The sequence below is a fragment of the Paenibacillus sp. ATY16 genome (assembly GCF_003399985.2).
GTDB lineage: Bacteria > Bacillota > Bacilli > Paenibacillales > Paenibacillaceae > Pristimantibacillus > Pristimantibacillus glycanilyticus.
Window position 1 is genome coordinate 87,979 of sequence record NZ_NMOK02000052.1, and the last position, 24,613, is coordinate 112,591.

20 protein-coding genes and 1 pseudogene are annotated in these 24,613 nt (G+C 51.9%); 14 read left to right on the forward strand and 7 right to left on the reverse strand.

What is annotated here, in order from left to right; translation table 11 throughout:
* Window positions 1–145: 145 nt before the first annotated feature.
* Together CFI03_RS26220 and CFI03_RS26225 are read left to right on the forward strand one after the other, a co-directional pair.
* The gene (locus CFI03_RS26220; protein ID WP_248761079.1) at window positions 146–1,135 is read left to right on the forward strand and encodes a cation diffusion facilitator family transporter; all 990 of its coding nucleotides are present in this window, start codon (window positions 146–148) and stop codon (window positions 1,133–1,135) included.
* 100 nt (window positions 1,136–1,235) lie between these two features.
* The gene (locus CFI03_RS26225; protein ID WP_248761081.1) at window positions 1,236–1,682 is read left to right on the forward strand and encodes an Lrp/AsnC family transcriptional regulator; all 447 of its coding nucleotides are present in this window, start codon (window positions 1,236–1,238) and stop codon (window positions 1,680–1,682) included.
* 73 nt (window positions 1,683–1,755) lie between these two features.
* On the opposite strand, the gene CFI03_RS26230 is transcribed toward CFI03_RS26225, so the two are convergent.
* Complete coding sequence (locus CFI03_RS26230; protein ID WP_248761083.1) at window positions 1,756–3,291, reverse strand: acetamidase/formamidase family protein; 1,536 nt, start codon at window positions 3,289–3,291, stop codon at window positions 1,756–1,758.
* Between the two features lie 318 nt (window positions 3,292–3,609).
* Between CFI03_RS26230 and CFI03_RS26235 the strand changes: the two genes are divergently transcribed.
* Window positions 3,610–4,554 carry a glycoside hydrolase family 43 protein gene (locus CFI03_RS26235; RefSeq protein WP_248761085.1) on the forward strand — a complete coding sequence of 315 codons (945 nt, stop codon included), beginning with the start codon at window positions 3,610–3,612 and terminating at the stop codon, window positions 4,552–4,554.
* A 134-nt stretch (window positions 4,555–4,688) separates the two neighbouring features.
* Window positions 4,689–4,904: a YczF family membrane protein gene (locus CFI03_RS26240; RefSeq protein ID WP_248761088.1), complete on the forward strand. Its 216-nt coding sequence runs from the start codon at window positions 4,689–4,691 to the stop codon at window positions 4,902–4,904.
* 5 nt (window positions 4,905–4,909) lie between these two features.
* Here the strand turns inward: CFI03_RS26240 and CFI03_RS26245 are convergent, their stop codons facing one another.
* Genes CFI03_RS26245 through CFI03_RS26255 form a run of 3 tightly spaced genes read right to left on the reverse strand, consistent with a single transcriptional unit; the run spans window position 4,910 to window position 8,744 of the window.
* Complete coding sequence (locus CFI03_RS26245; protein WP_248761090.1) at window positions 4,910–6,127, reverse strand: Ger(x)C family spore germination protein; 1,218 nt, start codon at window positions 6,125–6,127, stop codon at window positions 4,910–4,912.
* Between the two features lie 42 nt (window positions 6,128–6,169).
* Entirely contained in the window at window positions 6,170–7,630 is a 1,461-nt protein-coding gene (locus CFI03_RS26250) for a spore germination protein (protein ID WP_283094700.1), read from the reverse strand.
* Window positions 7,623–8,744 carry a GerAB/ArcD/ProY family transporter gene (locus tag CFI03_RS26255; protein WP_248761092.1) on the reverse strand — a complete coding sequence of 374 codons (1,122 nt, stop codon included), beginning with the start codon at window positions 8,742–8,744 and terminating at the stop codon, window positions 7,623–7,625. The genes CFI03_RS26250 and CFI03_RS26255 overlap by 8 nt, the downstream gene beginning before the upstream one ends.
* A gap of 161 nt (window positions 8,745–8,905) precedes the next feature.
* Between CFI03_RS26255 and CFI03_RS26260 the strand changes: the two genes are divergently transcribed.
* The 9 genes and pseudogenes from CFI03_RS26260 (at window position 8,906) to CFI03_RS26300 (ending at window position 19,421) form a co-directional block, all read left to right on the forward strand.
* Complete coding sequence (locus tag CFI03_RS26260; protein ID WP_248761094.1) at window positions 8,906–9,505, forward strand: TetR/AcrR family transcriptional regulator; 600 nt, start codon at window positions 8,906–8,908, stop codon at window positions 9,503–9,505.
* A 72-nt stretch (window positions 9,506–9,577) separates the two neighbouring features.
* A complete protein-coding gene (locus tag CFI03_RS26265) occupies window positions 9,578–10,780 on the forward strand; it encodes an MFS transporter (RefSeq protein ID WP_248761096.1) in 1,203 nt (400 codons plus the stop codon).
* A 231-nt stretch (window positions 10,781–11,011) separates the two neighbouring features.
* Window positions 11,012–11,233, forward strand: a pseudogene (locus tag CFI03_RS26270) (glycerophosphodiester phosphodiesterase family protein); the annotation flags it as partial.
* A gap of 162 nt (window positions 11,234–11,395) precedes the next feature.
* The gene (locus tag CFI03_RS26275; protein ID WP_248761098.1) at window positions 11,396–12,037 is read left to right on the forward strand and encodes a class I SAM-dependent DNA methyltransferase; all 642 of its coding nucleotides are present in this window, start codon (window positions 11,396–11,398) and stop codon (window positions 12,035–12,037) included.
* Window positions 12,038–12,082: 45 nt separating this feature from the next.
* On the forward strand, window positions 12,083–13,000 hold the full coding sequence (locus CFI03_RS26280) for a PLP-dependent cysteine synthase family protein (RefSeq protein WP_248761101.1): 918 nt from the start codon (window positions 12,083–12,085) through the stop codon (window positions 12,998–13,000).
* Window positions 13,001–13,016: 16 nt separating this feature from the next.
* Complete coding sequence (locus CFI03_RS26285; RefSeq protein WP_248761111.1) at window positions 13,017–14,153, forward strand: bifunctional cystathionine gamma-lyase/homocysteine desulfhydrase; 1,137 nt, start codon at window positions 13,017–13,019, stop codon at window positions 14,151–14,153.
* A 669-nt stretch (window positions 14,154–14,822) separates the two neighbouring features.
* A complete protein-coding gene (locus tag CFI03_RS26290) occupies window positions 14,823–16,589 on the forward strand; it encodes a sensor histidine kinase (RefSeq protein WP_248761113.1) in 1,767 nt (588 codons plus the stop codon).
* Window positions 16,590–16,594: 5 nt separating this feature from the next.
* A complete protein-coding gene (locus CFI03_RS26295; RefSeq protein WP_248761121.1) occupies window positions 16,595–18,118 on the forward strand; it encodes a response regulator in 1,524 nt (507 codons plus the stop codon).
* Window positions 18,111–19,421 carry an ABC transporter substrate-binding protein gene (locus CFI03_RS26300; protein WP_248761123.1) on the forward strand — a complete coding sequence of 437 codons (1,311 nt, stop codon included), beginning with the start codon at window positions 18,111–18,113 and terminating at the stop codon, window positions 19,419–19,421. The genes CFI03_RS26295 and CFI03_RS26300 overlap by 8 nt, the downstream gene beginning before the upstream one ends.
* Window positions 19,422–19,477: 56 nt before the next feature.
* Here the strand turns inward: CFI03_RS26300 and CFI03_RS26305 are convergent, their stop codons facing one another.
* The 3 genes from CFI03_RS26305 to CFI03_RS26315 form a co-directional block, all read right to left on the reverse strand.
* Window positions 19,478–20,308 carry a carbohydrate ABC transporter permease gene (locus CFI03_RS26305; protein WP_248761126.1) on the reverse strand — a complete coding sequence of 277 codons (831 nt, stop codon included), beginning with the start codon at window positions 20,306–20,308 and terminating at the stop codon, window positions 19,478–19,480.
* The gene (locus tag CFI03_RS26310; protein WP_248761128.1) at window positions 20,308–21,189 is read right to left on the reverse strand and encodes a carbohydrate ABC transporter permease; all 882 of its coding nucleotides are present in this window, start codon (window positions 21,187–21,189) and stop codon (window positions 20,308–20,310) included. Before CFI03_RS26310 ends, CFI03_RS26305 begins: the two co-directional genes overlap by 1 nt.
* 89 nt (window positions 21,190–21,278) lie before the next feature.
* Window positions 21,279–22,670: an ABC transporter substrate-binding protein gene (locus tag CFI03_RS26315; protein WP_248761130.1), complete on the reverse strand. Its 1,392-nt coding sequence runs from the start codon at window positions 22,668–22,670 to the stop codon at window positions 21,279–21,281.
* Between the two features lie 353 nt (window positions 22,671–23,023).
* Here CFI03_RS26315 and CFI03_RS26320 point away from each other — a divergent pair, with 353 nt between their 5' ends.
* On the forward strand, window positions 23,024–24,565 hold the full coding sequence (locus tag CFI03_RS26320; RefSeq protein WP_248761138.1) for an alpha-L-rhamnosidase-related protein: 1,542 nt from the start codon (window positions 23,024–23,026) through the stop codon (window positions 24,563–24,565).
* The last annotated feature ends 48 nt before the right edge of the window (window positions 24,566–24,613 follow it).

The window sequence follows — 24,613 nt, forward strand, 5'->3', positions numbered from 1 at the left end:
TTAAAAGTGCTTGGCATGAGATTGATCATGCCGGGCATTTTTTTTAGCGAATACGATGAAACCACTTTTTTACAAGATCGTATTGTAGTAAAGTAATTTTACCTATACTAGGAAGATAAGCACATAATGGAGGGAACTTTGTAAAGTGGAATCGGACAGGCATAAGGACAGTTTTTGGAGTTTATTGAAAAAAGGGAATACGTCTTCGGCAACGGCGGCAGTCGGGAATACGGCAGTGGCTATCGTAAAAGGCGTAGCTGCGGTGATGACGGGAAGCGGCGCGATGTTTGCCTCCACCATGCACTCCATAGCGGATGCGGTGAACCAGGGCTTTGTATTTGCGGGCAGCGTGCTTGCCGAGAAAAAGCCGACGCCAAGATTTCCGACCGGATTCGGCCGGGTTATTAACCTGTTTTGCATGATTGCCGTTATCGTGGTTACCGTTATGGCCTACGAAACCATCTTGGAAGGCGTTCATTTGTTGGCTCATCCGTCGGAATCCCATGGCTTCTGGATAAACTTTATTATCCTGCTTATTTCCATTGGCGTTGACGGCTTTGTTTTACATAAAGCGATGAAAGAGATTCTTCACGAATCGCGTTCCGAGGCGAAGGGTCTTGCGATTGTTGCGGCAGCGTTCAAAAACGTCGGACGGGCCGCTCCTCCGACGCGTCTCGTATTTTATGAAGATTTGGTTGCTACAACAGGCGCGTTTCTTGCGCTGATTGCCGTCGTTGTCACCTCGCTTACCAGCTTTGCGCTGCTGGATGGCGTGTCGACTATATTGATCGGGCTTCTTATGGTGGCGGTAGCGTTCCGCGTAGGCTACGATAACATGGTTGGCCTGATTGGCGTGGCTGCGCCGCGCGAAGTCGAAGAGAAGGTTGCGCAGTTGATTTTCTCCCATGGGGAAGTAACCGATATTTATTCGATGCGAATTTTGCAGGAAGGCCGCTATTACCACGTTGAAGGTCTAATCGAGCTGAAGCCGGGGATGACGCTTGCGGAAGCCGACGATATCAAGTTCAAGGTGAGAGACACACTTTTGCTTGATCCGGCGATCGCAGACGTTACGATAGGCATTATCGAAGATAACGGAGTCCGCAACTGGCAGCCGCAAGAGGCTGGCGTATAAACAATGGAAGGCGCTGTCCCGGGGGCAGCGTCTTTTTCTATACTCCTCTCTGGAGATAGGTAAGTTCGATCTGTTACAATAACCTCAAAGAGGTGAAGGCATGCTGGATTCCATCGATAATCTTATTTTGCAGAGGCTGTCGCAGAACAGCCGGATTTCATATACCGATCTAGCCAAGGAGGTAGGCTTGTCGGGGGTGGCGGTGAAGGAGCGGATCGACAGGCTTGTGAATCAGGGCATTATCGAGCAGTTCTCGATTGTCATCAACGCGGAAAGATTGGGCAAAAAGATATCCGCTTACCTGGAGCTTGAGGTCGAGCCCGTCCATCTGGACGAGATTCTGGAATCGCTCAAGGCCAACGAACGCGTTGTTGTTCTTTACGAGATGACCGGTCCCTGCCTGCTTCACGTTCATTATCTGGTGGAAGATATGGACGAGGTGGACCGGTTCATGCACGAGTCGATCTATTCGTTAAAAGGGATACTGCGCGTTGAGAATCAGATTCTGCTCAAGCGCCATAAGAATCAGGACGGCCTTAATATTTAAGCTGCCGTGACAGGAAGAAACGCCGGGTGGCAGCCCGGCGTTTCTTTTTTGCTGAGTAGAATAGGATGATGGCTTAATTGGTTTTGGACAGCTTGGATTGATAGAAGCTTGCGGAATAATCGCTGATGACCGCTGTTCCGCCTGACAGCTGCACGGGAGCGGTCAGCTTAATCTTTTCCCCGTTATAGGTTGCGGTTGTCTGGCCGATCGTCATGGCAAGTGTGTTGCCGTTATAGCTGATCGTTACGGTTTGCGTTGGCGTATTCCAGCGTACCTTGGCGCCAAAGCTTTCAAAGGCGCTTCGCAGTCCTACAGTCTTCTGCTCCGCTTCGCCGAACTGGCCTTTCGTAATGACGGCGTGAACGCCCCAGTTGCCGTCAACGACCTGTGTAATCCCAAAGTCGGTGGAGACTGACATTAGGGAGTAGGCTTCATCCTCCGTCAGATCCATTCCTTCCATCAGAAAATCCTTTGTTTTAAACGCGGCGTCCTTCATGGCTTTGTCGATCGAGGAATTGTTGTAGATATCCTTCTGGGCATTTGCTCCAAGCTCTGCCAGGTAGTTTGCGTAGCTGAAGCCGTGTACGACCCATTCATTCTCGTTCTCAAGGAGCGGGTAGCTGAGATTGTTCAGCTTCTTGTTCAAATCCGCTTTCTTGTGCAAAATTACTTGAATGTCGCCGGTCACGGATGTCTCGATGGCCGTTCCGTTAATTTCCGCATCCCCTTGGCCGGCATGCGGATCGCCAACCTGCAGCAGCGCGCCGGGTACGGATACCGGGTAATACATCGTAGCGCCTTCCGTTACGCGCCAGTCGTCGACATTGCCGCCGAAGTAGGACGGAGGGACGGAGTCAACAACGTCCGCTTCCTTTGGAGCAACGCCCATCGTGCCGAAATGGAGCCTGACCGGAACCTTGACGCCTTCCAGTACGTTGAAGTTCTCTTCGACGGTATCGTGATCGACAATAACGCCCGGATAATCGATCGTTGGATGCGCCTTGCCGTCGGGATCGGTCTGCGGCGTCCACTTGAAGCTGTACAGCGCCGTAGCGTAATCGGTAACGCCGTCCGAACTCATCTCGTAGATCGTGACCACTTCCCGTTTTTTTGGTTCTTCCGCCATATCTCCGTACAAGTAGCCCCAGTTGGCGGCAGCGTTGACGCCAAAGGTTTTGCCTGCGTATTTCTCGTTCCCGTTCGGCCGTAGCTTCATATCCAGTATTTTCACTTCCAGCACGTCGCCCGGTTCCGCTCCTTCAACCGCGATTGGTCCGGTCATAATATGTACGCCGGGTCCGCGCAGCGCTTCGTTCTTCTCGACATGATCCCAGTGGAAAATATCCTCTACGCCCGCATCGCCTTCAATCATTCTCTCGTAATCATCGCCGGAATGATGGGTAATAGCCTCGACCGTTACGATATCCCCGGAATTCACGGTAAGGACCGGATCCCCTTTCCCGATATTGCCCCAGCGTACATTCTCTGAATTTGCGGCAAGGTAATGCGTCTTGGGCTTCGCGTCAGCATTTGCAACATAAAGAGGCAAGCTAAACACCATCAAAGCAGATAAAGCTATGCAAACCTTCCATGAAAATCGATTTCTCATACTCATTTCTCCCTTTTGTTTTCTTTTGTGTAAGTTTTCCTAACATGTTAGTGAGACTGAGTATAGCAGAAGAATATGGGATTAACAATATAAAGTTTTTTTCTTATATAGGTTTGATAATTTAAGTGTATTTTATTTTTCTGTTTAAAAAGTTAATAAACAGTTTGCGGAAGAGAAAAATCCTGATCGTTATGGCAATCCGAAATAAAGCACAATAGGTCAGTTCATAGCATGATAAGGGCTTATCAAGCCGCCCGTAGTACCGGATAATTGGAGCAAGAGCATGATACGCAGCAATTTTTCGAGGGGGACTAGCTCATGTCAGTAGAACAAGGAAAAAATCAGCTTTACGAGGCTTATCTGTTTGTGCATTTTACCGGTGAGCATGAGAATGGCGAGCAGGTTTATTTTTCGGTCAGCCGGGACGGGCTCCATTGGAATGATCTGAATGACAGCCAGCCGGTATTGCAATCGAGCATCGGCGAGAAGGGTGTGCGAGACCCGTTTATTATCCGTTCTCCGCTTGATAACAAGTTTTATATCATTGCGACGGATCTCCGCATTGCGAATGATAAAGGCTGGGATACGGCGCAGCATCGCGGCAGCCGGTCGATTATCGTGTGGGAATCCGCGGATCTTGTGAATTGGTCGAAGGAGAGAAGCGTGGAGATGGATCTTCCGGATGCAGGCTGCGTCTGGGCGCCGGAAACGATCTTCGACGAGGAAGCGGGAGAGCATCTGATTTTCTGGGCTTCGATGACCAAGGAAGGAGACCAGGAGCCTAAGCAGATTATTTACAGCTCCCGGACGATAGACTTTGTATCCTTCACGAAGCCGGAAAAATATATCGAACGCGGCAATCACGTGATCGATACGACGATTATCCGGGAAGGCAGCGCGTATTACCGTTATTCGAAGGACGAGACAACCAAATGCATAACGGTCGAGAGCAGCGATTCCTTATCCGCTTCCTCGTTCCGGGAATTGCATTCGCCTGTATTGGACGAGCTGTTTGGAGTAGAAGGGCCCGAAGTATTCAAGTTCAACGACCGAAACGAATGGTGTCTAATGGTCGATCAGTATGCCGCCGGCAAGGGGTATCTGCCGCTTATTACGGAAGACTTGTCCAGCGGACAGTTCCGTATTCTGAGTCCGGAAGAGTATAACCTGGGGGCCTCGAAGAAGAGGCATGGATCGTTCCTGAACCTGACCGGAGCCGAATACGAGGCCTTGGCGGCAGTCTGGGGCACGCCCGGACAATAAGGCGGAAAAAAGCTTGGCATGGAGCCGTCCATGCCAAGCTTTTTTCCATTCCCCGCATAGATCCGTTTCACCTTCATACATATTATTTTGGTCAATTGGGAAACAGTTATAGTTAAACGAAAGGAGGCAAACCGATGTATATGAAACATGCTTTGTCGTATGTTCTGTTGATTGTAATTGGATTTTCTATCATCATATTGGCAGACTTATTATCCGGAATGCCGCTATCCGAAGCTTTGAACATCATCCGGCATACCTTTAGCATTCTGACGCCAATCGAATACATACTCATTCCGGCAGCGGCTATATTGCCGTTTATTACGATCGGATGGAGGAGAAGAAGGGGATAACCGTCTTAACCTTCTTCTTCCTTCATCTGCTTCTTGAACGATGTTCCTCTCATGCCGGCCCTCCGGATATAAGCCTCTACCTGAACCTCGTATTCGCTTTGCGCGAAAATTTTCGGCCAATCCTTGCTGAGTTTTTTCCACTCCTCAGGATGGGTTCTCTCGATAGTCGAGCCGAAACCAACCACATCCGATTCCGCTTTCTGTGCAGCTTTAATGGCAGCCGAGATTTCTTCTTTCGTTTGAGCCGTCCACTTGTCTTGAATTTGCAGCATCGATTTCCGGCTGTCCAAATCGGAGGAGCAGCTGGTTTCTCCCAGAATGCCTTCTTCTTTGACGTGAATCAGAAATTTCGGCTTGCCGTTATTTATGCTGGGCTTTACCTTCGTTTTCGAGCGAACGACAATCACGACGTCATTGTCCTTCGTATCCCCGCAAAGGAGATTCATGGCGGTGCCCTTCATTTTATTGCGAGTCCACATCACGCCTCTGGCAGGCTGATTATCGAGCCAGCCTGTTAACTTCCCTTTTTTCATCAGTGCTATGCCGTTGACCAGAATATAAGCGGGTGGATTAACGTCTTTCGAATTTTTATCCGTAGTGGCCTCCGCTCTGTCTCCAATCATTTGGATGCCCCCGATAATCGGTTCACCCGGACCAACAAGATCGTTGATGATCTCTTTCGCATTTGTGGCGGCGTTCTCCGCCCAGACCTCGGAAGTAATGCGGGATCTTCGCGAGATCCCAATCGAAGGGGTCTTTTCGAGAGGCGTAATAATACTCATAACTTTTTGAGCCGTTATGCCCCTGGCGATAAGAACAACCGAGCTGAGGCGGACCTCATGGGATCTTTCGAAGAAGTCGAACATATCCTCGATTCCTTTCCTTGCAGCCGCTTCTCCGATGACGACAAGCTGGATATGGCCGAAAAAGAGCCGTCTCGGAACCTTCCGGGATGCTTTGCGAAGCGCCCCGAACAAGGATTTATCCTGACTGCTGTAGGTCACGACGGGAAGAGCCCCCGTGCCGGCCTGAGATACTCCTTGCGTAGATAAAGCCCCGGCATTCACGATTTGAAAGGATACGGAGTATTGATCCGAGTTCGGCACCGCATCGACGCCCATTCCAACCACGATGGACATGTCCGTAAGCTCTCTGCTGTTCCAGCATCCCGCGATCGGCAGGCATATTGAAATGATCAGGAGCAACATAATGATTCGTTTCACAAGCCCGGTCCTCCTCGACAGTTTTGCTGAAACTCGGTTAGTTTACTTTGACCTGCGGTTTGACGCGGGCTGGACGGAGGGGCTCATCCTTTTAAACGACCTGCGGAAGAAAGTATCCTTCAACTCTTCTTTCCTCATCGGGGCAAGCGGCGACAAGTACGGCTCACCGAAAGACCGTAGTCCGCACATATGAGCGGTTAGCAGGATGGTGAACATCGCGATGCCGAAAAAGCCGAGGAAAGCGGAAAAAAACATCACCGCAAACCTCAATAGCCGGATAGACAAGGCAGCGTTAAAGGCAGGCGTCGTAAAGCTTGATATACCCGTAAGGGCAACAACGATAACCATCGCGGAGGATACGATTCCGGCCTGCACGGCTGCTTGTCCTAGTACTAATGCGCCTACGATCGAAACAGCTTGCCCAATCGCCCGAGGCATCCTGATTCCGGCTTCCCTTAGAATCTCGAACGAGATCTCCATAATGAGAGCTTCGACCAAGGCGGGAAACGGAACGCTTTCGCGCTGCGAAGCGAGCGACAGCAGCAACGGTGTCGGTATCATCTCCTGGTGGAAGGTAATCGCCGCAATATAGATGGAGGGGCCAAACATCGAAATAAATAAAGAAACATACCGCAGGAACCGGATTGCGGAGGATACGTCCGCACGGTGGTAGTAATCCTCCGCCGATTGAAAAAACATAAAGAACGTCGTTGGAGCCACAAGCACAAAAGGGGTGCCGTCTACGAATATGGCAACCCGCCCTTCGAGAAGATGCGCCGCTATCGTATCCGGCCTTTCCGTATTAAACATGGTGGGAAAAGGCGTAAAGCTCTTTTCCTCGATCAAATTTTCAATGTAGCCGGATTCCAGAATGGAATCGTAGTTGATCTTCCGCAGGCGCTGCCTGACCTCGTCAACGACCTCCTGCTTTGCGATGCCGTTCAAATACATCACCGCGACATCCGTCTTCGTAACGGAACCAATCTTCATGCTTTCCAGCCAAAGATTCGGATTCCGGATTCGTCTGCGTACGAGCGCGACGTTGGTACCGATGCATTCGTTAAACCCTTCCTTTGGCCCGCGAATGACGATTTGGGAAGAGGGCTCCGTAACCGCCCGTACTTCTCCCCCGCGCGTTTCATAGCTGAGAGCTTCGCTGAATCGGTCCACGATCAAAACGGTATCGCCGGATAAAATAGCCAAGATCAGATCGTCCATCGATAGCACAGACTGAACGTTATTAACGGACAGATCCAGATGCTTCATCTGCTGGAGAAGAGATCCGCTGCGCCGGTTCAAGTCCAAGGTAAGGGAGGCTACGGAATCGAAAAACAAATCATGAACAAGCTGTTTATCGATCAGCCCTTCCATGTAGACGGCGGCTGCCTTTATTTCCGGATTCTCCAGCTGAAATCTTTTGAATACCAGATCGGAGCTTGGACCTAAAGCCGATTTAATCCTTTTTAAATTCGATTCCAGATCTGTATTTACGGGATTAGTCATTATGGCCTGCCTCCCTGAGCTGTCGGAATGTTTTTTTGGCGAGATGCACGAGAAGAAGAAGCAAAGGCAGGGCAACCGTGACGATAAAAAGCATCAGCATGGACGAGGTTTGCCCTTCGCTTACGTGCTCGGGAAAGCTCCAGGCCGAGAAGATAGACATAAACAACACCACAATCCCGACGGGAGCAGCCAGCTTGGCGAGCGTATGAATCCGGAACAGATCGCCCCAGATGGCCATGATGGCATAGCTGTACAAGCTCATTTTGAAAAATACGCATATAATGAGCGTCAGCATGACAATCGCATCCAGCCTCTGCAAAAAATTCGCGATATTGACTACCGAAATCATGGTTAAGAGAGAAAAAGTAGAGCGGATATAAATGCTGTCTCCAAGAACGAGGAGCTGTACGGCCTGCGTCAGAGACAATACGAACCCGCTGAACAATATCGCGACCATTCCTGTTTTGCCGGCCTTTTTTTTATCCTTAAGGTGGGGCAGGACGGTTGAAAAGGCGAATAATTCGCCAAACGGGAATAATAAAATGGAGGGATAAGCCGTTTTAACGACATTTTGCCAGCTCCCCCCGTTAATCGGAAAGATGTTGGAAAGCTCGACTTCCCCTGAGAAGAAGACGGCCAGGAGACCGAAAATTCCAAGGATAATGATCACATACACGTAGACCTGGGCCAGGCGGCAAATGACCTCGATTCCTTTGCCAAGCACATAAATCATGACAAGGACCATAGTTGCATTAATGATAAACAAAGGAGTCTCGTCGTACGCGGAGGCAATTAACAGGTCGCCGGCTTCCCGAAGATTGCGGGAGGCATTATAAATAAAATAGGCAAGAATAAAAAGGCTGATCGGCCAGGCAAGAATGGGACCAACGATCTTTCGGATATAAGCGCTGACGATAAGTTCGGGATATTGCTGATGGAGATAAAGGTAGACCGAGTAGAGCAGAAGAGCGCCCGGAATCGCCAGAAGAACGGATAACCATGTCGCATGGTTGGAAGCAAGTCCGATATGGACAACAATCGCGGTTCCGAATTCGAATAAAATCATAAGGGCTATTAGCTGTCTGGAGCTTACGGTTTGTTGGTTTCCCTGCATACGGAGTCCTCCCGAATTCTTTGCACTAATTATTTCCATGCGGTTGCCGGAATATGTAATTTGGCAGACTTCGCCGAGATTGCAAACTTTGCGTTTATCCATTACAATATCGAATAAACGTTCAGTATCGAATTCGGGAGTTCAAGCGAGGTGAGTCGGGTGTGAACAAGAAGCAGCAGCAAACCGAGCAGACAAAGAGGAAGATAGCGGATGCGGCGCGGGCTTTGTTCGTGCAAAAGGGCTATAAGGCGACCTCTATCGAGGATATCGTCAAAGCGACAGGCTGCAGCGCCGGCAATATCTATTATCATTTCAAAAGCAAGGAAGGGCTGTTCCTGCATCTGATCGAGGATTGGAACACGGAATGGGAAGAGACTTGGCTGGCGAAGGAGCCGCAGTACAAGACTACCATCGATAAGCTGTACGGCATGGCCGAGCATCTGGCGCATGATCAGCAGAATCATCCGCTTACCAAAGCCGTTGACGAGTTCTTCAACAATGCGGAGAAAAATCCGGAAGTCGAAGAGCGCATTAACGAGATGGTAAAAGGTTATATTGACTTTAACCGGGATTTGCTGCAACGGGGAATCGACAGCGGCGAATTCCAATCCTCGAATGTGACCGGACTTGCGATTATTTTGGACAGTCTGATGTACGGCCTGAATCAGCACACGCGAACAATGGAACGAGAGGAAGCTCTGGCGGCCTACCGGCTGGCTATGGACGTGTTTTTGCACGGCATTGCCGCACCGGCCCGCTAGGCCTTTTTTTCTGCAATAATCTAGAATGAATATTCAGTATTCGAACAGCTTGGAAATCGGGGGAATCATACAATGACTTTATTGCTTAAAAATCGGGGTGCGCTGCTTATCCTGATGTTTAATTTATTGCTAGTGTTCACGGGGATCGGGCTTGTTATCCCGATTATGCCGAAATTTATGGAGACGCTTGGCATTACGGGAGGTATCGTTGGCCTGCTTGTGGCGGCGTTCTCGCTGACGCAGCTCCTATTCTCGCCGCTTGCCGGACGGTTGTCCGACAAATTCGGCAGGAAAAGGATGATCGTTATCGGCATGCTTGTGTTCGCCGTCTCCGAGGCTATGTTTGGGTTCGCGGAATCCTCGGTCCTATTATTCGTATCCAGGCTGCTTGGCGGGATTAGCGCCGCTATGATTATGCCGGCCGTTATGGCTTACGCGGCGGATATTACGACGAAGGAAGAGCGGGCTTCGGGCATGGGCTTTATTAATGCGGCCATTACGACCGGCTTTATTATCGGTCCCGGCATTGGAGGTTACATTGCCGAGTTCGGCATACGGGCGCCGTTTTACGCTGCCGGCGCAGCGGGCGTCCTTGCAGCCGTGATCAACCTGATCATTCTTCCGGAGTCGAAGCCCGTACAGGAAGAGGCAACGGAAACCTCGGTATCCGTGAAGAAACAACACGGCTTTCTCACGCAGCTCCGTTATTCGTATCGCGAGCCGTATTTCCTGGCCTTGATTATCGTTTTTGTCATGTCGTTTGGACTTGCGAATTTCGAGACGGTATTCGGATTGTTCGTCGACCATAAATTCGGCTATGAGCCGAAGGATATCGCCTTTATTATTACGTTTGGTTCCATTGCCGGCGCGGTCGTTCAAGTCACGATTTTCAGTTGGATTCTGAGGACGTTTGGCGAGCGGCGGGTCATCTCCATATGTCTTTTGTTTGCCGGATTGTTTATCGTACTGACGCTCTTTGTTCACAAGTTCTGGATGGTGTTTGCGGTGACGTTTATTATCTTCCTCGCGATCGATATATTGCGCCCGGCGATCAGTACGCAAATGTCGATGGTGGCGAAGGACCAGCAGGGCTATGTGGCGGGCTTGAATTCGGCCTTTACGAGCCTTGGCAATATTGCCGGACCCATCATCGCCGGATTCCTGTTCGATGTGGATATTAATTACCCTTACACGCTTGCTTGCGTCGTTCTCCTTCTATGCTTCGCATTGACGTTAAGCGATAGAAAACGCGCCTTGCAGGAGGCCCGGACGTAATCGGGGAGGGCTCAATCAGCTGATGTCGGTTTTTTTTTAACCGATGTCAGCTTTTTTATTTTAACGACATTATCAAAAAAATAGGAACTTATCCCAAAAAAAGAGGCGCTTACCTGCAGTTTAGTAAGCGTTTACACTTTAGGTGTCGACAAGTTCAGCCGAGAGGGGGAGGGCTAACCGTTTCAAGCTTCGCCAGCAGCCTCCGTCAGTCACAATCAATTCATTGGGATGAATATTCCCGAGAAGATAGCCCCCTTCTTGTGGGGATGGCCGGACAAGTTTTTGGATCGCATGGCTAAAGCGGATAACCGCGTCGTGATCGTTGGCGGCGACGGCAGCGAATTTTCCAGCGGTTTTGATACGGTGGAAGATTTGAAACGACTGCCCGAAGGATATTCGGGTATCATCTGGACGAACCGGATTGACCGGATTGCTCCCCGATATAACCGGTAACGGGGCAGGAGAAACAGCTTTGCTTATTCGTTGAGCAAGGCTGTTTCTTTTTTTGCATAAATCCGATTGATAAGGTTGGAGAAAGGAGAACAAGTTGAGCCAGGCTACATATGCTGATAGCAAGCAACACATTGTGGCAGCACGAGAGGGGCATGCGTACAGATGGGCAGAGAGTTTACAGCGCTGTTTGACGAATGGTCGGAATCTTATGATCGGACGGTTGCCGGGGAAGATGTGGAGTATCGGGAAGTATTTGCGGGATATGACCGCATCCTTGAAGCGGTAGCGGAGAGGGTTAGCGGCACGATAGTAGAGTTTGGGGTAGGCACGGGCAATTTGACGGAGAAATTGCTCAAGCGGAGCGATAAGGTGTACGGTATTGAGCCCTCGGAAGGCATGCGCCGGGAGGTGTCGAAGCGTGAGCTGCCGATCCGGCTTCTGGACGGAGATTTTCTGGAGTTTCCGGATCTGCCGGAGCGGATGGACGCAATTGTGAGCACTTATGCTTTTCACCATTTGACGGATACGGAGAAAGACCAGGCAATTGCCCTGTATAGCCGGTTACTTGAACCAGGCGGGCGCGTGGTGTTTGCGGATACATCCTTTGCAAGCACGGAAGAGCGTAATGAAATTGAACAATCTGCCCTTAAAGCGGGATTTCTAAATTTATATCAGGATTTGCGCACGGAGTATTATACCTCTCTCGATGTCTTGAATAAGCTGTTTACGAATCACGGTTTTACGGTCAGCTTCACCCGGCTCAACCGTTATGTCTGGATGCTGGAAGCCGTCAAGCTGGCCTGAATCGATTGCACCTCTAGACGGGAACAGCAGAGGAGAGATGCTTGCATGGCTATTTATCGCAATGTCCGTGAGCTGATCGGAAATACGCCTATCGTTGAACTGACTCGTTTTCCGTTACCCGCAGGGGTTCGGTTATTTGCCAAGCTGGAGCTGATGAATCCCGGAGGGAGCGTCAAGGACCGCTTAGGTCTGGCGCTGCTGCGCGATGCGGCTGAGCGGGGCGAGCTGCAGCCCGGAGGAACCATTATCGAACCAACGGCAGGCAATACGGGGATTGGTCTGGCGCTTGCCGCGGTTGGAACGGACTATAAAGTCATATTTGTCGTACCTGAAAAATTCAGCATCGAAAAACAGACGCTGATGCGCGCGCTTGGAGCGGAGGTCGTCAATACGCCTACCGAGGACGGAATGCTCGGTGCTATTCGTAAAGCGGAGGAGCTGGTGTCGTCTATTCCGGGAGCGTATTCACCGGCGCAATTTTCGAATCCTGCGAACCCTTCGGCTTATTATGACACGCTTGGTCCGGAGCTGTGGCAGGAGCTGGACGGGAGAGTGGATGTCTTTGTGGCGGGAGCGGGAACGGGCGGAACGTTTATGGGAACGGCGCGGTATTTGAAGGAGAAGAATCCGTCCGTAAAGACGGCAATCGTCGAGCCGGAGGGCTCGATATTGGCTGGCGGCAAATCCGGACCGCACCGGACCGAAGGCATCGGCGTGGAGAAGCTGGCTCCGTTTATGGACCCTTCCTACTTCAATGCGATTCACACCATTACCGACGATATTGCGTTTGTCCGGGTGAAGGAGCTGGCAAGACTGGAAGGCCTGCTTGTAGGCAGCTCTTCCGGCGCGGCGCTTGAAGCTGCGCTCCGGGAAGCGGAGCTTGCGCCATCGGGAAGCCGCATTGTGACGATATTCCCGGACGGAAGCGAGCGTTATCTGAGCAAGCAGATTTACGGGGGATAGAGGAGGCGGCTTGTCGTTGAAGCGATTAACAAAGCTGATTCACGGAGGAACGCCGGTTGATCCGCATACCGGCGCCGTTAACGTACCGATCTACCAGACGAGTACGTATAAACAGGATGATATTGGCGTACACCGCGGTTACGAGTATTCCCGCACGGGCAATCCGACAAGGCATGCCCTGGAGGAGCTCATAAAGGAGCTCGAGGGAGGAGCGCGTGGACTGGCGTTCAGCTCCGGCATGGCGGCGATTCATACGGTGTTGTCACGCCTGGGCAGCGGGGACCATCTGCTTGTGACCGACGATGTGTATGGCGGGACGTTCCGGATCGTTACCCGGGTGCTCGCGCGCCTTGGCATTGAGGCCACCTTTGTGGACACGGCTGATCTGGATGCATTAGGCGAGGCAGTACGACCAAACACAAAAGCTCTGCTTGTCGAGACGCCAACCAATCCGCTGCTGAAGCTGACGGATATCGCGGCGGTATCCGCGTGGACGAAATCGCGCGGGTTGTTGTTTATTGTAGATAATACGTTTGGCACGCCATATTGGCAGACGCCGCTTGCGTTAGGCGCGGATGTCGTGGTCCATTCGGCGACCAAATATTTGGGCGGACATAGCGACGTTGTTGCGGGGCTGGTCGTTACGGCGGACGAGAAGCTTGGCGAAGAGCTGCATTATATTCAGAATGCCGTTGGCGGCGTGCTTGGTCCGCATGATTCCTGGCTGCTGATCCGCGGCATGAAGACGCTAGGTCTTCGCATGGAAGCGCATGAGGCCAATGCGCGCGAGATCGCGGCGTTTCTTGCGGAGCATCCGGCTGTCCGGAAGGTCTATTATCCCGGGTTGCCGGACCATCCTCAGCATGAGCTGGCGAAGCGGCAGGCGCTTGGCTTCGGCGGGATGATCTCGTTCGACGTGGGAAGCACCGAGAAGGTAGCGGAGGTGCTGCGTAAGGTTCGGTACTTTACGCTGGCTGAAAGCCTCGGCGCCGTGGAAAGCCTCATCTCCGTTCCGGCCCGGATGACGCATGCGTCCATCCCGAAGGAAAGGAGAGAGCTGCTTGGCATCACCGACGGTTTGATCCGCATCTCGGTTGGCATCGAGGACCGTGAGGATCTGATCTCCGATTTGGCTCAGAGCCTGGAAGGCTAGTAAAGCCGGTTCCGTTCCGATCGTACCGATCTTGCTTGAAGCCGCTCCCAGCACGAAACTCCCTCTACATCGACGCAGTGTCTCCGACCCCTAACTAACTAGAGTTCCATCTTATCAACAGTCTTAACGATGCGCCGCATCGTTAAGCCAAGCGAGCTGCCCATCCTGGGCACCTTAACGATGATGCACATCGTTAAGTACACCAAAAACAGTGAAAAACCAGCCCCTGGGCCTGTTTTTCGGAGCCTAAACGATGCACTGTATCGTTAAGCAATCCCTTGAATAGGTAAAACCAAAAGAGGCTGTGCAGAGCTTACCTGCACAGCCTCTTTTGCTATGCGGTCACCTCCACAAGGATTTTCTTGGTTATTGTTCTTTATTTGACAGGTTAAAGGCAAACGAAGTGTTTGTATGTTCTGGAGAAATGCTAATGTTCGCTTTTGCTCTGGGATTCCTACTATACAACTCTAATTGAGAGGAATCCCAGAGCAACGGCGATCGGAAGAACATACAAACACGCAGTTTGCATATTAACCCACACAATAAATACAATCCAAAAAATCCTGACACCCCACCTAAAAAAATGCGCCGTGATAAACGTCCCAAATTTCGTTTACAATGAAGGAAACATCTTATCGGGCCGGATCGGCGGCCAAGGAGCCAAAGCGGATGCGATCCTTTTCTTTATCCTCGCTTCTAAGGCAGTACCGTCCCCGCAGACTTCGCACCCGAATTCTGCTGGCCGTAGTGTTATTGTCGGTGCCGCCGTTAATCATTCTAGGATATATTTCCTTTAATATTTCGAAAAATACAATCGTGCATAACCATCTGGACAACAACAAGCATAATCTGCAGGCGGCAAGCGAAGTGGCGGATCTTCTGTTCCGGAACGTCATTAACATGCACCGGCTTATTCTCGCCAACGATCAGCTACGCGAAGAGCTGAAGGCAAGCGCGGCGGACGAAAGCCACGTGCTCGATATCCGGACCGCCAACCGCCTGCAAAATCTCGTTGTGCGCAATCTGATCGATACCCGCCACATCGACTCTATCTGCTTGTTTGATCGGGGCTTTCATTCCGTATGTTACGGCAGCGTTGAAGCAAACGCGGGAATCTATGACGATGAGACAAGCCGTTCGGTGATTGGCCAGACGGATTGGTACAAGCGCGCGGAAGCGGCGAACGGCAGGGAAGTATTTTTCAGCTACAATGTCCTTCAGTCCATTAATTCGGGGAATGCCGGGACCTCGTTCTCCAGCGTGAAGCTGCTTCGCGATCCGGCGAGCTTCCGTGTCATCGGATTGCTTATTATTAATCTGAAGAAGACGATATTCGAGCAGGCGATGGGAGACGACGGGGATTTTATCGTGCTGGATACGACCGGCAAGTTTTCCCGCAGCGTCTATGCCCAGAATGCTTCCATTGAACATCTGATCGACCGCGAGGTTGGCGAGGACAGCGTCCTGCGCGAGCTGCATCAGCATGGTTATTTGACGGTTGGCTACCGCAACGCAACGACCAATTGGACCTTCCTTCATATTGTCAAAACCAACGTGCTGCTGCAGGATTCCAACCGGATCGGTACGGTAACGATGCTTATTGCGGGCTTTATCGCGCTTATTGCGATTATTCTGTCCATGTTTGTATCCGGAAGCATTACGCGGCCGCTCCTGCAGCTGAAAAAAATGATGGTGGACTGGTCCAAGGGTTCAGGCGCCTCGGTTCAGGTTATTTCCTTCGAAGAAGACGAGGTCGGGGCGATTGGCGAGACGTTCCGCAAGATCTCATCCGAGAACAAACAGCTGAACGAAAGGCTTATCCATTCGCAGCTAAAGGAGAGGGAAGCGGAGCTGAGGACGCTGCAGGCGCAGATTAAGCCTCATTTTCTCTATAACACGCTGGATTCGATCTATTGGATGGCTATTTTGCAAAACAACGCGGATATCGCCAAGATGACGGTTGCTCTGTCGGAGAGCTTCAAGATCAGCCTGAACAAAGGGAAGGAAACGATCCCGGTGTTCAAGGAGCTCCAGCATATCGAGCATTACATGACGATACAGAATCTCCGCTATAAGTCGCGGTTCCACTATATCGTTGATGTCGAGCAGGGACTGATGAGCATCGAGATTCTGAAGCTGATCCTGCAGCCGCTTGTCGAGAACGCCATCTACCACGGCCTGGAGCCCAAGGTTGGAGAAGGAACGATCCGGCTGACGGGCAGAATGGAGGATGGCACGGCTGTCTTTACGGTGGAGGACGACGGCGTTGGAATGGAAGATATTCAGGCAACGGAAACCGGGTACGGACTTGTCAACGTCAGGGAACGAATCCTGCTCTACTATGGTCACAGAAGCTCGCTAACCGTTCGCAGCGAACCGGGGAAAGGAACAATCGTCGAGATCCGGTTCCGGCCAAATGAAATCAGAGAGGGTTGAGAGACATGTTAAAAGCCGTTATTTTCGACGATGAGTATATCGTTACAGAGGGGCTTCAAATGATGGTGGACTGGTCCCGTTACGGCATTGAGCTGGCGGGTACGGCAGCCGACGGTCTCTCCGCTCTGCAGATGGTCCGGGAGCTTCAGCCCGATATCGTGATGACGGATATCCGCATGCCCGGCTTAACCGGATTGCAGCTGATTGAAGAGATTGCGAAGGAAATGCCGGATACCGCGTGTATCGTGTTCAGCGGCTTTAACGAGTTCGAATATATCCGCAAGGCGCTAAAGCTTGGCGTGATTGATTATTTGGATAAGCCCATCACGCTTGAAAAAATCGACGAAGCGATCAATCGGACCATTACCCGCATCGGCCATCAACAGGAGCACACGCAGCTAAAATCCCAGGTGGCCGCCAACAAGGAAGCTTTGCTGGAGAAAGCAACGCTTGATTTGCTGCTGCTTGGGGAGCAAGCCGTTGCGGATTGGAAGAAGGCCTTCGGGGAAGCTGACGCCAACAGGGTGAAAGGTGTCACCGTGCTTGCAGCCACGGGCAAAACGGAGCGGCTCGAGGAGCATCCGTCGTACCGATTGATTTCTTTCTCATACGGAAAAGAGTGGGTGACCACCGCTTTTCATTACGATTTGCCGGCAGATCAGCTATGGGAACAATTGACGCTCCGTTCACCGCAAATGGAGGAGTCGATTGGCTCCGGGCAGACCTATGCCGATGCGGCAGATGCAGCCAAAAGCTACAATGAAGCGGTACGCGCTCTCAGGTACGCCGTTTTTCTGGAGGAGAAAGGCTGGACCCGGTTCGAGCATGCGGAGGACAGCTTTCCGCATGGCTTAACCGGGTGCGAAGAAGAAATCGTCTTCAACATGCGAACAGGCAATAAGGACGGCTTGCTGCGCCTATTGGATGAATACAAGCATTGCATGGAGGCTGAGCGGCTTAGTCCCGAGTCAGTCGAGCAGGAGGTTCTCAAGCTGGCTTATATCGGGTATCAGGTAGCCAAGGAATCCGGCGGGGATATGAAGCAGCAGGCAACCGTAGCCTACCGGGAACTTGGCGAGATGTCATCCAGGGACCGGATGTTTGAATGGCTCCAAGAGCAGATGGAGATGTTCCTTCATTTCATGAAGGAGGATAAGCATGCCGCCAAGCATAATGCGGTGGAGAAGGCGCTTGCTTTTATCGAGAAGCATTATCTGGAGTCGTTCACCCTGCAGGAGGTGGCCGAGCATGTCGGCATGAATGCCACCTATCTCAGTCTGCTGTTCAAGGAAAAGGTAGGAACCTCGTATATCAAATACGTCACTAAGCTGCGGATGGAGCAGGCGAAGATGCTGCTGCACAAAGGCATGCTGGTCAACGATGTGAGCAAGAAGGTAGGTTATTATAATTACAGGCATTTTACGGAGCTGTTCAAGAAATACGCGGGCGTAACGCCGGGGCAATTCCGTGAAGGGCATGTCGGCGGCAAAACGCATGAGCCAGCGCAGGAGGTGGAGCAGCATGAGTAGGCCGGCCGCGGCAATAGGCCTAATAACCGCGTTATGCGTATTTCTCGTATCCTGCTCGAGCGGCGGCTCGTACGGAACCAATGATGAGCAAATTACGGATCCGACCCGGGTTATTCATTATGTATCGTCGGATCTGGAAGAGCAGCAGCCCCGGATTATCAGCGAGCAGGCTCGCGAATACGAGAAGCAGCATCCCAACATTAAATATGAGTTCGAGAACGTCAACACCTCGGACCTCGTTCAGAAAATCCAGCTGCTGGCGGCAAGCAACGACCTGCCGGAGGTCTTCTCCTACGAATCGGGAAGACCGCTTGAACAGCTGGCGGATAACGGATTTATTTTGGATATCGAGAAGGTGTTCCGCGAGCTCGGCTTGCAAAACGAATTAAACCCGGCAGCCGTGAAGCTGCTCAAGTCGATGGTACGGGACAAAGGGCTGTACGCTTTGCCGCTAGAGATTAACATCGAGGGCTTCTGGTACAACAAAAATCTGTTCGCCAAGTATGGTCTGGCGGTTCCGGAAACCTGGGATGATCTCCTCCAAGCGGCGGAGGTCTTGCAGTCGCATGGCGTTCAGCCCTTCTCGCTGGCGGGCGGCAATAAATGGCCGATCACCCGGCTCATTAACAGCTATGTGATCCGGGTATACGGCTATGACGCGATGCAGCGGGTAGCCCGCAAGGAGCTGAAGGTAACGGATCCGGGCTTTGTCAAAGCGGCCGATACGATCCAGCGGATGGCCCAGCTTGGTTATTTCGGCAGGCATGTGAACACAACCGAGACGGACGAAGCGACAACGATGTTCCTCGAAGGGAAAACCGCCATGTATTACACGGGAAGCTGGAGCCTCAGGGATTTTAACAGCACGATCCGAAACAAGATCGGAACGGATGCCATCGGATTGTTTAACATTCCTTTGGTGAAGGGCGGAGCTGGAACGAAGGATGACTGGCTGATGAACGCGGGGCTGATCACTTCCTTATCGGCGGCAGCGTATGACGATACGATGAAGGATTGGCTGAAGGCGGTGTTTACCGGCTACGGGGACAAGGCGATGCAGGAATACGGCGTAATCTCCGGCTTTAACGTGCAAAACATGCCTGACGATGTGCCTAAGCTGACGCAAATGGCGCAGGAGACCATAGACAGCGTCAAGAACGGCGCTTTATGGTTTGAGGCTTTATTCGATGCCGATACGCAGACTGTTGCCTGGAATAATGCGCAGCTGCTGATTGCAAGCAAGGATTATACCGGGAAGATGTACATGCAGGACTTGCAGGCCGCACTAGACAAGCAGCAATAAGCTGGAATAACAAAATCCCGCAGACCTGGTCCGGTTTGCGGGATTTGTTGCGCTTATCAGCCTTTGACCGCACCGGCCGTCATGCCGGCAACGATTCTTTTGTTGAAGAAGATAAACAGAATAAGCGGCGGAAGAGAGATCAGAATAATATCCGCGAACAGCAAATTCCAGGACGTATTGTACATGCTGGTGAAGTTGTACAGGGTCAGCTGGATCGTAGCGTTTTTGGCACCTGGGAAGAAGTAGAGCGGATTCACGAAGTCGTTGTAAATGCCAACCGACGACAGCACGATAACCGTCGAGGTTACCGGCATAAGGAGCGGCAGAATCATCTGGAAAAACATCCGCATGCTGCCGCAGCCGTCCACGATAGCCGCTTCGTCGATTTCCCTCGGGATTGTCGCCATAAAGCTGCGGTACAACATAACGGCGAACGAAATGCCAAGCGCAACCTCGACGAGGACAATTCCGGACATCGTCTTGAACAGATGGATCGAGTCCAGCACCCATATCGTTGGTACGACGGCGGGAGGAATCATAAGGCCGGCCAGCACAAGAAACTGAATGATGCCCGACCAGCGGTCATTGCGGCGCTGCAGCACGTAACCGGTCATTGCGCTGACCACCACGAGGATAGCGATCGACAGCAGCGTGATAAGCGTACTGTTCACGAAGGAGCGGATCACCATATGGTCTTGCGCGATAAGAACTTCCTTATAGTTCGACCATTGAAGGGACGTTGGCCAGCTTAGATCAAGCTGGGCGGCGTCCGTTTTATTTTTCAGCGAGTTGACAATGACAAAACAGAACGGGACCCAGAAAATAACGATGGACAAGACAATCGCGATAACCTCGAAAACGATTCGTTTCGTGCCTTTCAGCTTCATTACAGATCAACCTCCCTTTTGGACAGAAGCTTAAGCAGAGGGAAGGCCAGCAGGGATACGCCGATAAAAAGAATCACGTTGCCCGCCGTCGAGAGGCCATAGAAGCCGCCTTGATATTGTTTATAAATGATAGAAGCGATCAAGTCCGTGCTGAAGCCCGGCCCGCCTTTGGTCATCGCCCATACGAGGTCGAAGGAACGAAGGCCCCCGATAAAGGCAAGAATAATAACCGAGTTCATCGCGGGTGCCACAAGCGGGTTCGTAATATGCTTGAACCGGTCCCAGGCGTTGCCGCCGTCAATCTGAAGCGCTTCGTAATATTCTTCGGGAATGGACATAATGCCCGCGATAAAAATAACAGTAGCCATGCCAATGCCCTTCCACACGTCAACGAAAGCGACGGACAAGAGGGCGATACTCGTGTCGCCAAGCCAGTCGGGACCAACAATGCCCGCAAGCGCCAGGCTTTTATTAATCAGGCCTTGCGTCGGATGCATCATGCTGCTGAACGCGATGCCTACCGCAATGGTAGAGAGCAGCGTCGGGAAGAAAACGACGGAGCGAAGATAACCTTTGATCCGGAGGCCGGATGTCAGCGCAACCCCAAGCAAGAGTCCGAATACGACCTTGAGACCGCAGGTCACTACCGCATAGATCAAGGTGTTGCGAAAGCCGATATTAAGCGACGATTCCGAGAAAAACGTCTTATAGTTGTCCAGGCCGATGAAATCCCAGTCCACCAGATCCCATCTCGTCATACTGAAGAAGAAGGACATGATGGTGGGCAAGAGGAACAGCACGAAATAAATAATGCCCGCGGGCAGCAAAAACTTGTACGTATAAAACCTTTTGGAAGCCTTTGTTAGGGAAGCCTTCTGCATGGTGAATCTCTCCCATCTTACTATCTTTGCAAAAAGCCCTGTCCTGCCTTAAGGAGCAGGGCAGGGCTGCTGCTTTTACTTCTGAAACATCACCAGCCGGCGATGCCAAGCTGCTTCGCTTGCTTCTCGACGTCTTTATCGTACGCCTTGGCATTGTCCTCCGGCGACTTCATGCCTGCGCCGACTTCAACCGTCAGCTGCGGTAGGCTTGGTCCTTTGAGCGGGGACAGGAACTCAAGGGCAGGCGCGTTGTTGCCGTTATCGAAGTAAGGCATCATTTCTTTTACGCCGGCGTAAGCGTCATCCGGCAGCGTTGCGCCTTTGATCACGTAAGGACCTTCAGGCTTTGCTTTTGTTGCCAGAAGGGCCATGCCCTCGGGCGAAGCGAAGAAGTTGATCCATTTTTTCGCGGCTTCCACGTTTTTGCCGTCCTTATAGATCGCGATTCCGGCAGGCATCCATACGGTCAAAGCGGTTTTGTCCGCGCTGTCGGCAGGCTGGGCGAATACGCCGATATCGTCGATTTTGTCCGGATACGTTGCAAAGATGTTCGAGAGAGCGAAGGTCAGCATCGGGTACTGAACGCCTGTGCCGTCAACGAGCATTTTGAGCGCCTGGTCATACGTGGTGGCGAGGTAGTCCTTGTTCATGTAATCCTTCATCTCGGCAAGCTTTTGGAAGCTGCGGAGTGCTGCCGGGGTATCGGCGAATTTCGCTTTGTTATTGGTGAAATCGTCGGCAAACGTTGGAGCGTCAGCCGTTACGTTAGCGTAGTCGGCCAGTACGATCAGCTGGGAGGTCCAGCTGTCCTTGTAGGAGCCGATGACCGCCGTTTTGCCCGCTGCTTTGATCTTCTCGTTATTGGCTTTCAGCTCATCCCAGGTTTTCGGAACGGATAAGCCAAGCTCCGCATAAACCTTTTTGTTGTAGAGCCAAGCCCCCGCCTGCGATGCGCCGCTTGGCGCCGCATACGTTTTGCCGTCAACGCTGACGGTTGGCAGGAAGGAATCCACCACGTTTTGCATAAACGGTTCGCTTGTCAGGTCAAGGAAATATTTCTCGGGCTGCAGCGCTTTGAACAGGGAGCCGGAGTTATAGAAGCTCAGGTCATCCATTTCGCCGGTTGCCAGTCTTGTTTTTACGAGGTTGTCGCCTTCGTCGCCGCCCGGGCGAAGGTCGAATTCGGTTTTGATGTTATAGCGCTTCTCGATTTCGTCGGCTACCGCTTTAATGCCTTCCGTAGAAGTCTGGTTGTCGATCATTAGCTTCAGCGTGACCGGCTTCTCGTAGCGTTCGGATGAGGCGTCGCTTGTGGACGCCGGCGATTCGGCTGCCGCGGTCTGGCTTGCCTCCGGGGAGTTGGCGGCATTAGCGTTCGCCGCGTTGCCGTTATTATTGTTGCTGCCGCATGCCGTCAAAGCGGATGTAAGAAGCACGGCTCCTGTCAGGGCCAGAATTGTTTTCTTTTTAGATTGTGCCATTCAGATGTACCCTCCTTGTTATGTTCGAGCGTAATCAAGCTGTTCCATTCGTTAGCGGTTCGGGTTTCCGGAGCCCTGTGGACCTAAGTGTAAAGGCTTTCATGACGACTTGATAAGCGCTGCTTTTTTTGGCTCTTGTCGGATTTTTTTTGACAGTGCAGTAACGGCGCGGAGTTTCGCCGGGGGATCCAAATTAATCGTACGCGGGACCCAAAAATCGCTGACATCCAGGCAAGGAGCATCTAAAAAAATCGGATGCTTATCCAAAAAGGCCGGCCTTGCTGGAAACGATGCGAGCGCATACGATTGAAGGTATAAGAAGGTAAGGCAGCAGGATACGGGAGGGTTTATAGATGCTAATCAATCAAACGATGGTCGATAAAGCGGAAGCGTTAATACCTGAATTAATGACAAGCGTGGTTGAGCCGAAATCCGTTGTTGAAATCGTGGCGGATGAGGAGGCTTTTCAAGGTTGGCGGGTTGAGCAGGCAGAGGATCAGACGTGGAAGGAGCGGGTGCTCGGAAAAGGAGACAGCTTTATTCTGGATTTTGGCGATCACCTTGTTGGTTATGTCGGCTTGAAGGTGAAGCCCGTCGGCAGCCCGCCGGATGCACCGTTAAAGCTGAAGCTGACGATAGGGGAAATGCCCTGTGAGATTGCGGAGCCTTTTGAGACGTACAACGGCTGGCTGAGCAGCTCCTGGCTGCAGGAGGAGACGATCTTTATTGACGTGCTTCCCGCGGAGATCAAGCTTCCAAGACGGTATACGTTCCGTTATATCAAGGTGGATGTGCTGGACACTTCGAAAAAATATAACGTGTCATTCGAGCAGGTAGCGTGCACGGCGGTTACATCCGGCGATGTTACCCGCGTTGCGCCGCTGCCGGAAAGCGTGTCCGGTGAATGGTCGGAGATGGACCGCATAGCGGTCAAGACGCTGCAGGACTGCATGCAGACCGTATTTGAGGACGGGCCGAAGCGGGACCGCAGGCTGTGGATCGGAGATTTAAGGCTGCAGGCGCAGGCGAATTATTTGACGTTTAACAACCATGAACTGGTGAAGCGCTGCTTGTATTTGTTTGCCGGCATGCGGCTTCCGGATGGCGCGGTTGGAGCTTGCGTGTTTGAGAAGCCGCATGCTCATGCGGATGATACAAGGCTTTACGATTATGCGCTGTTTTTCGTGGCCTGTCTGTACGATTATTATGAGGCATCCGGGGACAAGGAAACGCTTGAAGAGCTGTGGCCGATTGCCATGGAGCAGCTGGAGATTGGCGTGGAGAGGCTGGACGAGCGGGGAATCGTGCGTGATGACGAGACCTGGTGGAGCTTTATCGACTGGCATCCGGAGCTAAACAAGCAGGCGCCATCGCAAGGCGTATTGATCTATTGCCTGAAGCGCGGCCAAAAGCTGGCCCGCACTCTTGGTCTGGCAGACAAGCAGCAGTATATAGAAGAACAGATTGCACGGACGGCAGAGGCGGCCGTTGCTCAATTATGGGATGAGGACGCGGGCTTCTTCGTCAGCGGCTCCGATCGCCAGATTTCTTGGGCATCGCAAATTTGGCTGGTCCTTGCGGACGTATTGCCGGCGGAGGAAAACGTTGCGTTGTTGGAGCGCCTGTTTGAGGAGCAGCCGGCGATCGGAATGACAACGCCGTATATGTACCACCATCTGATCGAGGCCTTGTTCTCGGTTGGCAGCAGGGAGAAAGCCACTCGGCAGATGCAGGCTTATTGGGGCGAGATGATCAAGGACGGCGCGGATACGTTCTGGGAGCTGTACAACCCGGAGGACAAAAAGCTGTCGCCGTACGGCAGCAACCTGATCAACAGCTACTGCCACGCATGGAGCTGCACGCCAACGTATTTTATTCGGAAGTATCTGATTTAGTTGAGCAGCACGGAGAAAGACCGCTTCGCGGCCGGGCACAAACTGCCC

Bases quoted from the DNA above. Each gene is read 5' to 3' on its own strand.
- CFI03_RS26225 (WP_248761081.1), top strand. From the start codon at position 1,236: ATGCTGGATTCCATCGATAATCTTATTTTGCAGAGGCTGTCGCAGAAC.
- CFI03_RS26230 (WP_248761083.1), bottom strand. From the start codon at position 3,291: ATGAGAAATCGATTTTCATGGAAGGTTTGCATAGCTTTATCTGCTTTG.
- CFI03_RS26235 (WP_248761085.1), top strand. From the start codon at position 3,610: ATGTCAGTAGAACAAGGAAAAAATCAGCTTTACGAGGCTTATCTGTTT.
- CFI03_RS26240 (WP_248761088.1), top strand. From the start codon at position 4,689: ATGTATATGAAACATGCTTTGTCGTATGTTCTGTTGATTGTAATTGGA.
- CFI03_RS26250 (WP_283094700.1), bottom strand. From the start codon at position 7,630: ATGACTAATCCCGTAAATACAGATCTGGAATCGAATTTAAAAAGGATT.
- CFI03_RS26255 (WP_248761092.1), bottom strand. From the start codon at position 8,744: ATGCAGGGAAACCAACAAACCGTAAGCTCCAGACAGCTAATAGCCCTT.
- CFI03_RS26265 (WP_248761096.1), top strand. From the start codon at position 9,578: ATGACTTTATTGCTTAAAAATCGGGGTGCGCTGCTTATCCTGATGTTT.
- CFI03_RS26275 (WP_248761098.1), top strand. From the start codon at position 11,396: ATGGGCAGAGAGTTTACAGCGCTGTTTGACGAATGGTCGGAATCTTAT.
- CFI03_RS26280 (WP_248761101.1), top strand. From the start codon at position 12,083: ATGGCTATTTATCGCAATGTCCGTGAGCTGATCGGAAATACGCCTATC.
- CFI03_RS26290 (WP_248761113.1), top strand. From the start codon at position 14,823: ATGCGATCCTTTTCTTTATCCTCGCTTCTAAGGCAGTACCGTCCCCGC.
- CFI03_RS26295 (WP_248761121.1), top strand. From the start codon at position 16,595: ATGTTAAAAGCCGTTATTTTCGACGATGAGTATATCGTTACAGAGGGG.
- CFI03_RS26300 (WP_248761123.1), top strand. From the start codon at position 18,111: ATGAGTAGGCCGGCCGCGGCAATAGGCCTAATAACCGCGTTATGCGTA.
- CFI03_RS26305 (WP_248761126.1), bottom strand. From the start codon at position 20,308: ATGAAGCTGAAAGGCACGAAACGAATCGTTTTCGAGGTTATCGCGATT.
- CFI03_RS26310 (WP_248761128.1), bottom strand. From the start codon at position 21,189: ATGCAGAAGGCTTCCCTAACAAAGGCTTCCAAAAGGTTTTATACGTAC.
- CFI03_RS26315 (WP_248761130.1), bottom strand. From the start codon at position 22,670: ATGGCACAATCTAAAAAGAAAACAATTCTGGCCCTGACAGGAGCCGTG.
- CFI03_RS26320 (WP_248761138.1), top strand. From the start codon at position 23,024: ATGCTAATCAATCAAACGATGGTCGATAAAGCGGAAGCGTTAATACCT.